Origin of the sequence: Enterococcus sp. HMSC072F02 (assembly GCF_001837725.1) — a bacterium.
Lineage (GTDB): Bacteria > Bacillota > Bacilli > Lactobacillales > Enterococcaceae > Enterococcus_B > Enterococcus_B lactis.
The window spans coordinates 1-10,385 of sequence record NZ_KV833920.1; the positions used below are offsets into that span (position 1 = coordinate 1).

General features: G+C 38.2%; 8 protein-coding genes, 1 tRNA gene and 1 pseudogene. 5 read left to right on the forward strand and 5 right to left on the reverse strand.

Annotated elements, in window-relative coordinates:
* Positions 1 to 589: 589 nt before the first annotated feature.
* Both HMPREF2731_RS02800 and HMPREF2731_RS02805 read right to left on the reverse strand, forming a co-directional pair.
* On the reverse strand, positions 590 to 2,203 hold the full coding sequence (locus HMPREF2731_RS02800; protein ID WP_070704539.1) for an FAD-dependent oxidoreductase: 1,614 nt from the start codon (positions 2,201 to 2,203) through the stop codon (positions 590 to 592).
* A 194-nt stretch (positions 2,204 to 2,397) separates the two neighbouring features.
* Positions 2,398 to 4,332 carry an ABC-F family ATP-binding cassette domain-containing protein gene (locus tag HMPREF2731_RS02805; protein ID WP_002314624.1) on the reverse strand — a complete coding sequence of 645 codons (1,935 nt, stop codon included), beginning with the start codon at positions 4,330 to 4,332 and terminating at the stop codon, positions 2,398 to 2,400.
* Between the two features lie 225 nt (positions 4,333 to 4,557).
* Here HMPREF2731_RS02805 and HMPREF2731_RS02810 point away from each other — a divergent pair, with 225 nt between their 5' ends.
* Positions 4,558 to 5,214: a redox-sensing transcriptional repressor Rex gene (locus HMPREF2731_RS02810; RefSeq protein ID WP_002290875.1), complete on the forward strand. Its 657-nt coding sequence runs from the start codon at positions 4,558 to 4,560 to the stop codon at positions 5,212 to 5,214.
* 73 nt (positions 5,215 to 5,287) lie between these two features.
* On the opposite strand, the gene HMPREF2731_RS02815 is transcribed toward HMPREF2731_RS02810, so the two are convergent.
* The gene (locus tag HMPREF2731_RS02815; protein ID WP_002290876.1) at positions 5,288 to 5,641 is read right to left on the reverse strand and encodes a thioredoxin family protein; all 354 of its coding nucleotides are present in this window, start codon (positions 5,639 to 5,641) and stop codon (positions 5,288 to 5,290) included.
* A 192-nt stretch (positions 5,642 to 5,833) separates the two neighbouring features.
* On the opposite strand from HMPREF2731_RS02815, the gene HMPREF2731_RS02820 reads away from it, so the two are divergent.
* The 3 genes and pseudogenes from HMPREF2731_RS02820 (at position 5,834) to HMPREF2731_RS15235 (ending at position 8,656) form a co-directional block, all read left to right on the forward strand.
* A complete protein-coding gene (locus HMPREF2731_RS02820; RefSeq protein ID WP_070872282.1) occupies positions 5,834 to 6,763 on the forward strand; it encodes a permease in 930 nt (309 codons plus the stop codon).
* 10 nt (positions 6,764 to 6,773) lie between these two features.
* Positions 6,774 to 7,616, forward strand: coding sequence for a TIGR03943 family putative permease subunit (locus HMPREF2731_RS02825; protein ID WP_002318590.1), 843 nt, complete (start codon positions 6,774 to 6,776; stop codon positions 7,614 to 7,616).
* A 264-nt stretch (positions 7,617 to 7,880) separates the two neighbouring features.
* Positions 7,881 to 8,656, forward strand: a pseudogene (locus tag HMPREF2731_RS15235) (LytR/AlgR family response regulator transcription factor).
* 261 nt (positions 8,657 to 8,917) lie between these two features.
* Here HMPREF2731_RS15235 and HMPREF2731_RS02835 read toward each other — a convergent pair.
* On the reverse strand, positions 8,918 to 9,397 hold the full coding sequence (locus HMPREF2731_RS02835) for a threonine/serine exporter family protein (RefSeq protein ID WP_002326308.1): 480 nt from the start codon (positions 9,395 to 9,397) through the stop codon (positions 8,918 to 8,920).
* A 15-nt stretch (positions 9,398 to 9,412) separates the two neighbouring features.
* Entirely contained in the window at positions 9,413 to 10,165 is a 753-nt protein-coding gene (locus HMPREF2731_RS02840) for a threonine/serine exporter family protein (RefSeq protein WP_002308449.1), read from the reverse strand.
* 116 nt (positions 10,166 to 10,281) lie between these two features.
* On the opposite strand from HMPREF2731_RS02840, the gene HMPREF2731_RS02845 reads away from it, so the two are divergent.
* Positions 10,282 to 10,352 (forward strand) — tRNA-Gly (locus HMPREF2731_RS02845).
* Positions 10,353 to 10,385 lie beyond the last annotated feature (33 nt).

Genomic DNA, 10,385 nt, shown 5'->3' on the forward strand with positions numbered 1-10,385 from the left:
TCTGTCTAACTTAATTTGACAATTAAGATTATTTATTTGTTAAACAAATAGGAACAAAAAAATTAAATTACTTAATACACACATTAGGGATCATTCATTGAAGGATTAGAAGACAACGAGGATGGCGAAAAATATGATTACAATAGAAAAGTCGTTCTAAACAAATCAGTTCCTAGTATCACACAACGCAAGCCAGTCGATTTGGTGAGATTAGAGGAGTGAAAGCAAACTTTATTATATAAGAAAAAATATTCGAAAGGGATGATAGTTTAGGTACTAGTGCTGATGAATTAATATTATGCCTCGTAATATTAGGCGTAGTTACTCTAGAGACATCACTATGGACTATGATTTGTCTCAGAGTCACAACATGTTTTTTTATGAAAAGAAACGCCTAAAATAACCAAACTGCGGGATGTTTAAACTTTCTTAAACTATAACCTAATAAATGTGAAGAAATAATGCACAATTTCTACACATTTATCTTCTATTCTATATACATACCAACCAACAACCCTATATACTTTTTCATTTTTACTCCTCAAGTAAAAATAACTCCTAGACCGCGGCTACCCACCGCGGTCGTTTTTTATTCTTCAATCAAAATCGCTTTGATACCCAAACCTGCCAAGATTCGGGCAGAAGTATAAGTATTCAATCCTCTTCTGAAAGTAATGTAAACTTTTTTATCTTTTGGGATTTCATTGATTCGATCTCGTAACTCATTCATTGGAATATTTTTTGTTGCCGAGATACTGCCAGAAGGTGCTTTATTAGGTTCACGTATATCTAAAAAGAACGCTTCTTTCAAATCGTTTTCGGGTATATCGCCTGCTTTGATCGTTTCTACGATATTCGTCATTTGATTGATTGCGACATAACCAGCTATATTCAACGGGTCACGGGTAGTAGAATACGGTGGAGAGTAAGGCAACTCCAAATCAGGCAAATCAAAGACTGTCAAGTTTCCGGTGATCGCTACAGAAAGTTCTCCCATCCGTTTATCGACACCTTTTTCTCCAAATGCTTGTCCACCTAAAATACGACCGCTATCTGCATCAAAAATCAGCTTTAGATTTAATCTTGTAGCTCCAGGATAGAAATAGGCATGGTCAAAAGGAGTGATAAAAACAGTTTTGTAATTCGTTATGCCTGATGCTCTTAGTGCATGTTCTGTCATTCCAGCATAACTTGCTGTATGATCAAAGATTTTTGCGACACCCGCACCAATATATCCGCGATAGCGCATAGGCGTACCATTTAAAATATCTGCCAGCATGTGTCCTTGACGATTGGCCGCACTGGAAAGCATACTTTGAATCGGCTGCCCAGTCACTACACTAGTCGTTTCGATAATATCGCCAATCGCATAGATGTCCGGCAGATTGGTTTGTAACTGGTCATCAACAATGATCTGTCCTGTATCTGATAATTGTATGCCGGCTGCTTTCACCACTTCATTATTTGGAGAAACACCAACAGCAAAGACAAGCATATCAGTGGAAAGGACGGAGCCATCTGATAATACTAATTCTCGACCTTTTTCACGGATCTCAGTAACTGTTGTTTCTAAATGAACGGTTAATCCTTCTTCCAGCAATTTGTCATAAACTAGATCAGCGATTTCTGGATCATAAGGGAAAGCGACTTGCGGCAATTGATCGATTAAAGTCACGTCTAAGCCGCGATGTTTGAAATTCTCAGCTAATTCCAGACCCATGACACCTGCGCCAAGAATGACGACATGTTGTGGATCTTTTTCTTCCAGAAACGATTTAATTCGATCCGCATCCGTTACACTGCGAAGGACAAAGCCGTTTTCTGCTTCAAAAGCTCCGGGAATATCCGGGTACGCTGGTCTAGCACCAGAAGAGATGATCAACTTATCGTAATCCGTTTCTGTCTCTTCATTTGTAGATAGGTCTTTAACTAGTAATCGCTTAGCGGAAGGATCGATTGCTATTACTTCGTGTTTAGTAAATACGTCGATGTTGTTTTTTGTTTTCAATATTTCTGGTGTACGTTCGATCAGCGAGTCACGGTCCGTGATCACACCACCTAAATAATAAGGCAAAGCACAACTTGCGTAAGAAATATTCTCTCCGCGTTCATAGATAATGATTTCATGTGCTTCATTCAATCGACGGAAACGAGTGGCAAATGAAGGACCGCCAGCTACACCGCCAATGACAACAACTTTCATAAAAACATCTCCTTTTCTACGTTGATCGTACTATGTTATGGCAAAAAACAGCAAATAATTGTGCCGGAAAATTATTGTTTATTTTGTCAGTAGAGAAAAATAGTAAGAAAAAAGAGAACGGTTTCGCTATGTTTCTGCATAAAAAAGAAAGAGGCTATGACAACAGGGCTGTCACAACCTCTTTCCATTGGCTTTTAATTCTCGTATTCTTCTAATTCCAAGCTTAGTTCTTCCCATTCCGACAATTTTGTTTCTTGATCTTGTCTAGCTGATTCTAAAGCTTGGTTCAGCTCATTGAGTTTTACGTGATCTTCCAGATTTTCTGGCGCGACCATTTCTTGTTCCAACCGATCGATCCATTCATCGATCCGCGTCATTTCTTCTTCAACCTGAGTGATTTTTCGTTGAAGGCTGCGGATAAGCTTTTGCTGTTCTTTGCTCTGGTAATAATCGGATTTATTCGTAGGAGCAGGAGCGGATTCTGGCTCATCTTGTGCCAATAATTCGGCGATTTCTTCTTCTTCTTGTTTTTTCTCTAAATAATAATCATAGTCTCCAAGATAGACTTTACTGCCATTTTCAGAGAGTTCGACGACTTTTGTCGCGATCCGATTGATGAAATATCGGTCATGGGAAACAAAAAGCAGTGTGCCATCGTAATCGATCAATGCATTTTCTAATACTTCTTTGTTGTCAATATCTAAATGGTTTGTTGGTTCGTCCAAGATCAAAAAATTTTCTTTGTTCATCGCTAGCTTGGCTAAAGCAACCCGTGCTTTTTCACCGCCGCTTAACAGAGGGATTGGTTTTTCTACATCTTCGCCAGAAAATAAGAAAGCACCTAAAGCACTTCGAATGTCTTTTTCAGGAGTGGTAGGATGCTCATCCCACAATTCTGCTAGAATCGTCTTGTTTGTATGCAGATCAGCTTGCCCTTGATCATAATAGCCGATGGTGACATTTGTCCCTAGCGTTTCTTTGCCACGGATAAAAGGGATCTGGTGGATGATCGATTTCAGCAACGTCGATTTTCCAATACCATTCGGACCTACTAGAGCAATCGCTTCTTGTCGGCGGATATCCAAATTGATTGGTTCAGATAAGGTGACATCATCATATCCGATAGCGGCATCTTCGATTTGCAAGACAACATTTCCAGAAGGTTTTTCTATACTGAAAAGAAAGTTTGCTTGTTTCTCATCCCCTTGAGGACGATCCAGACGTTCCATTTTTTCTAATGTCTTTCTGCGACTTTGCGCCCGTTTAGTGGTAGAGGCACGAACAAGATTCCGAGCAACGAAGTCTTCTAATTTGTGGATCTCTGTCTGCTGCTTTTCATAAGCCTTCCATTCACTTGTCAGCTGTTCTGCTTTCAAGTCTAGATACTTCGAGTAGTTGCCTTTGTAATGGCGCATTTTTCTTCTGCTTAGTTCATAAACTTCATTGACTACTTTGTCTAAGAAATAACGGTCATGTGAAACAATCAGTAATGCACCGGTATAGCTTTGCAGATAATTTTCAAGCCAGGAAAGCGTCTCGATATCTAAATGGTTCGTGGGTTCGTCTAGAATCAAAATGTCAGGGTGTTGCAAAAGCATGCGAGCTAAAGCTAAACGTGTACGCTGTCCACCTGATAAAGTATCGATTTTCTGGTCATAAAAGGAAGAATCGAATTTAAAACCATGCAATACGGAACGAATTTCATTTTCATAACCATAGCCGTTTCGATCCGAAAAATCGTGTTGCAGCCGATCATATTCTTTTAAATAAGAAGTATAAGCGGGTGTATCTGGCGTACCTTCGCTAATGAAAATCTCTAGTTCACGCATCCGCTGTTCCATTTGTCTAACTTGTTCAAAAGCTTTCAGCATCTCGTTCCACACTGTTTCATTGGAATCAAGTCCTGTGTCCTGAGCGAGGTATCCGAGAGTCGCTGTTTTATTTTTAGCAATCTTTCCATCATCTGGTGCTTCAATTCCAGCAATGATCTTCAATAAAGTCGATTTTCCAGCGCCATTTCTGCCAACTAAAGCGACACGAGCGCCTGTACTGATTTCTAAATGTATGTTTTCAAATAAGACTTCTGCACCAAAATGGCGAGCAATCTGATTGGCTTGTAATAATATCATGGAATCCTCTTTTCTACTTTGTGAATTCTCCTCAAATAAAAAACTATTTTTCAATTAGTAGTCTACCATAAATTCCATCATACTGCGAGATTTGCAGAAATGATAAATAAATGAATAAAGAATAAAATTTCACAATATCTGAGCAATGGAATTGATTTTTTCCTATAAATACTGCTATGATGGAGAAATCAAAGATGTAATTAGACAATACGTGGAGGTCATTTCGTGAAAGATCATATTATTCCAAAGGCGACAGCTAAAAGACTGCCTTTGTATTATCGTTATTTAAGGATTTTAAATAATGCTGGAAAGAAAAAAGTGTCTTCAACTGAATTAAGTGAAGCCGTTCAAGTAGATAGTGCAACGATCCGTCGAGATTTTTCTTATTTTGGCGAATTAGGAAAACGTGGGTATGGGTATGATGTAGAAGATCTTATGCACTTTTTTGCGAAGACATTAAATGAAGATCAATTGACAAATGTTGCGCTGATTGGTGTAGGAAACTTGGGAAGTGCTTTACTAAAATATAAATTCCATCAAAGTAATAGCATACGTATCAGTTGTGCTTTTGATGTGAATGAAGAAATCGTTGGACGCATCGTAGACGGTATCCCCGTTTATCCAATGGAAGATATGTCGGAACAAATCAAGATCCAGCAAATCGAAGTAGCGATTTTAACGATTCCCGCTGAAAGAGCACAAGAAGTAGTCAATCAGTTAACGGAAGCAGGAATCAAAGGAATCTTGAACTTTACCGCTGCTCGATTGAATGCTCCGTCAGATGTATTGATCCAAAATGTTGATTTGACGAATGAATTGCAAACCTTGATCTATTTCTTGCATTCTGACGCAAATGCGCATTCCGAAAATACAGCAGAATAAAAATAAAAAGCGATTGAACAAATGAAGGCAAAACTTTCACTTGTTCAATCGCTTTTTTCTGTTTGGATAATGTTTATTCTGTTCGAAAGAGTTCTTCATAAGAAAGAGAATCATCTTCTGCTGTCAGTTCATCTAGTAAATGCCGGATTTTTTTAAAGTCGATGAACCGCGCTTGCCGAGAGATCTCTTTTCCATGATGAAAAACCAGAACAACTGGCGCAGTCAATACTTCAAATCTGCTAGCTACTTCTGGCGTTTCGAATGCATCCAAATGAAGTGCCGGAATATCATAATGGGTGAGCAGCTCCTCCAATCGTGGACGAACAGCGTGACAAACACTGCAATTAGGCATCGAAAGATAAACGATGGCAACGGATGATTGTTGCAGTATGTCTTGAACTTCAGACAAATTAGTGGTTTGTTTCATTTTCATTCTCCCTTTTGTGATAGAAGTGATATGTACGAGACCTTAATTTAATGGGAATAATAGAAAAAGTCAATTGAAGTGCTTCGATAAAAAATAAGAGTTGTGTAAAAATTGACAGAGCAACTTGTTTTTTTTTGAATAAAAGCGTATATTTGCAAAGCGAATGAACTAGAAATGAAAAGGAGGAAACTCATGTTTTCTTTTATTCCCAATTCGGTTTTGCAGATGAGTACGATTTTCTTATCAATCGTTATCGAAGCATTGCCCTTTGTACTATTAGGTTGTCTTATCTCAGGCGCCTTACAAGTATTTTTGACCCCAGAACGTGTGAAGCGATGGCTTCCTGAAAATCGTATATTCTCTATTTTTACTGGTTCGATCTTAGGATTTTTCTTTCCTTCATGTGAATGCGGCATCGTACCTATCGTTCATCAGTTTGTAAAAAAAGGCGTGCCGGTCCACACAGCATTTGCTTTTATGCTGACAGCGCCAACCATTAATCCCATCGTGATTTTTTCCACGTTTATCGCATTTGGCAATTCTTGGCAGATGGCAAGCTGGCGAGTGATAGGCAGCTTTTTTGTTGCACTTGTGATTGGTGTCTGGCTTGCCTATTTTCAAAAAGACGCTGTATTGAAAGAAAAAATCTCCTCTAAAGTAGCCGAAGATCACCATCATCATGCCCATGAAGAAGAACACAGTGATAAGAATGAGTCAAAAAATCGGCTGTTCCATCAAACGGGGCATGTGTTGACACATTCAATCGATGAATTTTTTGATACAGGTCGTTATTTGATTATTGGTGGGTTAATCGCAGCTGCGATGCAGACTTATTTACCAACTAGAATGATGCTAACGCTCGGCTCAACAAAGATTTTAGCCATCATTATCATGCTGTTATTAGCTTTTACGATGTCTCTTTGTTCAGAAGCAGATGCGTTTATCGGGTCTTCATTGTTAAGTCTGTTCGGCACAGCACCTGTAGCTGCCTTTTTGGTCTTTGGTCCAATGGTCGATATCAAAAATCTATTGATGATGAAACGATATTTTACAGGACGTTTTATTCTATCGCTGATCGGACTGATTGCCCTTAGCGTTGTTGGATTCACATTATTTATTTAGGAGGAAAAATATGCTGCGGTTTTTGATTTTATCTGGCTATTTCGAATTGATGATGTATTTGCAAGTCTCTGGCAAACTTGATCAATATATCAATGTCCACTATCGTTATTTAGCTATTCTTTCGATGATTTTATCCGCTCTTTTGGCTTTAGTTCAGCTGTATTTGTGGGTCAAAAACGGAAAAGCAGAGGAAGAGACGCACGAGCATGATCATGATCACGACCATGGGTTATCGAAACCTTATCAACGTGGGATCGCTTATGTACTGCTAGCTTTGCCAGTGATCGTTGGTACGTTGTTTCCAACAGTTAGTCTGGATACTACGATCGTAGAAGCCAAAGGATTTAATTTCCCAGTAAGCAAAGAATCAGTAGGGGACCCGGAGATGCAGACGCAATACCTAAAGCCAGATACAAGTATTTATTTCAACAAGTCAGACTACTTAGACCAAATGAATGAACTGAAAGAGAAGTATGGGGATAAGCAGACTATCGAGATCACAGATGAAAATTATTTAGAAGTCATGGAGCTGATCTATAATTACCCTAGCGAATTCATTGGCAAAAAAATCAGCTACGAAGGATTTGTTTACCAAACACCGAACGATAGCAATGCAGATGTCTTCTTGTTCCGATTCGGTATTATCCATTGTGTGGCAGATTCAGGAGTCTTTGGCTTGTTAACACATATGCCTGAAGGAGTAACGGTTAAAAATGATGAGTGGTATAAAATAGAAGGAACCATCCAATCGGACTATTATCAACCATTCAAGCGTGAAATTCCATCTGTAGTTGTGACAAACGCAGAGAAAGTCTCTGCTCCGAAAAATCAGTATGTGTATCGTTCTTTTTAAAAGAAAAAAATAAATGAACATAGCTCAGACAGTTGACGTGTAAGGACGTCGGTTGTCTGGCTTTTTTTGTATGAGATATTTGGCTATTTGATATGTTTTGTAAAATGATATTTATTTTAGAAGTTGCATGCTGAATGTAGTTAATAGCGGTTTCAAAGGTGTTGGAAAAGATTGTGAAGAGAATTACAATTTATTCCTAACATGTATGTTGAAAAGTTGTATGAAATGATTTTGATAGTAAAATATCGAGTGGAGGTACTTTGTATGATAACACGTATATTTATTTTGGATGACAGTTTGGTTTTTGAAAAAATGATAGAAGATATTTTGGAAGAATCCAGAAATTTACTGATTCCTTGGAATTTCGAGATAATCAAGGGATTGAACGTCATGCAGTTTTTGAATTTGTCAAAAACAATGATATTCGTTCATCGGATATTTTTTTTCTTGATATCGATTTAAACGCTTATCACAGCGGGATTGGACTAGGAGAAATGCTTAGAGAAAAGAACGCGAAGTGTAAAATTGTTTATTTGACCTCTCATCCGAATAAAGCAATAGCTGTTATTAACCGAAATATTACGCCTAGCGGGTATTTGATAAAAGAATTCACTTATGAAAAAAATAAAAAAAACATCCAAAGTTACTTATTGAAAGAAAAAGAGAACGAGCCTGTTCAACAAGCGAACAAAAAAAAGTGGACGTCTGTTCGTTATGGCAATAGCGATCATTATATCCATTACGATGAGATTCTTTATCTAATGAGCATGCCAGGCTATAAAAATAAGATAGGCTTGGTATTGAAAGACGAAGAGACACTCATAAACGGCACAATAAAAAAATATAAAAAAACACTGGAATATGAGTATTTATGTAAAGATTTAAAAGCCTACATCATTAATACTGAAAACATTACATCTATTAGCCGAGTAAATGAAGTAGTAACGTTTACGAATGGAGAACAACTAGAGATGGGTAAGAGAAGTATTGATAAACTAAAGAAATTTATTCAAGAAAAGATAAGGAATGAATCATTTTAAAAAATTAAAAATAAAGGATCATATCTCACTTTTTAGTAAACAGACTTAAGTTAATCATGCAAGTTCCTTCTTCCATTTTGTTTCTCTAATACCCGGACCAAGATGCTGATCTCACCCCTTCTACTAAACAGTGTTCCAGAAGTAGTTTCTTCGAAAAATAAGATAGGATTCACAAAAATTTAAGAAACCATTTTCGTGAATCCTGTCTTATTTCGTGAAGCTAATCACTTCTGTCACAACCTTTTCTTTGTTACACTTCGTTTATTTAAAAAGCCGTTTTTTTCGTTTCAACATGATGGCATCACGCTTTACTTTGAAGTTGCGGATGTTATGGTTAAAGACTTCCGATAATACGAGACCTAAAGCAATTGCTCCAGCTATCATGATTGCTTGGACCGCATAGTGAGCTGCTTCTTGATAGGATTCAGTAACGAGATTCCGAACCGCTTGATAAGCCAAACCACCCGGAACTAAAGGAACCATCCCAGGAATATTGAAAATCGTTACAGGCATTCTCAAACGCTTAGAGAAAAGATCACTGATGAATGCGACTCCTAAAGAGCCAAGCAATGACCCGAAAGCAGCAGATCCGCCCATTTGAACACAGATCCAGTAGGTCATCCAGCCGAAAGCACCAGAAAGACCACAACAAATCAATGAACGCCTTGGGACATTTGTAACAATGGCAAATGCCGCAGTCGCTAGAAAACTAAAAGAAAATTGAATAAATATCGTGCCCATACTCGTGCTCCTTTCTTAATAAAAAAGCTGGAAAATAAAAGCAATCGCAAAACCAATCATCGTAGCAGTCATCATCGCTTCTGTTCCGCGAGAAACCCCTGACACATAATGACCAGCTAGCAAATCACGGATAGCATTTGTAATTTGAACCCCAGGAACCAAAGGCATCACACATCCGATAATAATTAAATCCTGATTGCTTCCTAAGCCAAAACGAACACTGTAGATAGCAGCTATGCCAATCAATAAAGAAGATAAAAATTCCGATAAAAATTTGATTCTAAAAAATTTCAAACTATACAGATAAACTGCGTATCCCCATCCACCAATAACTAAAGTCACAGGCAAATCGGTCATCTTTCCGCCGAATAACACCATGATCGTTCCACTGATAACTGCCGCACTAACGATCTGCAACCAGACAGGAAAGAACGAACGGTCTCGGTCGATTGCCTGCAATTCACTGTAAAGTTCTTCTAATGTTAGTTCTGAAGCAACATACTTACGTGAAAGATCATTCACTTTTACTACTTTTTCTAAATTGATCGAACGGTTGGTGATTTGTTCCATTCGAATGGTCGAGGTACGATCAAGACCAATAAAGAGACCAGTCTGCGTGACATAGCTGACTAAACGGAAATTTCCAGAAGCTAAAGCAATTCGACTCATCGTATCTTCTACCCGATACATCTCTGCATTGCTTTCCATCATGATTTTCCCAGCGAGTAGACAAGTGTCTAGCAGCAGATCTAATTCTTTTCCCGTCATAGCATCTTCTCCAATAATTGATTGATTAGTTTTATTTTACTACAAAACATATCGGAAGCGTAAAGAATAAAAAAACTTGAGGAAGGAGTGAAAGAGGCGTATACTGTTTTTGTGTCGCGGGTGTAGTTTAGTGGTAAAATCCCAGCTTCCCAAGCTGATGTCGCGGGTTCGATTCCCGTCACCCGCTTAAAAGAGGTTGTGAAAAAGCTGCCCTGCATCA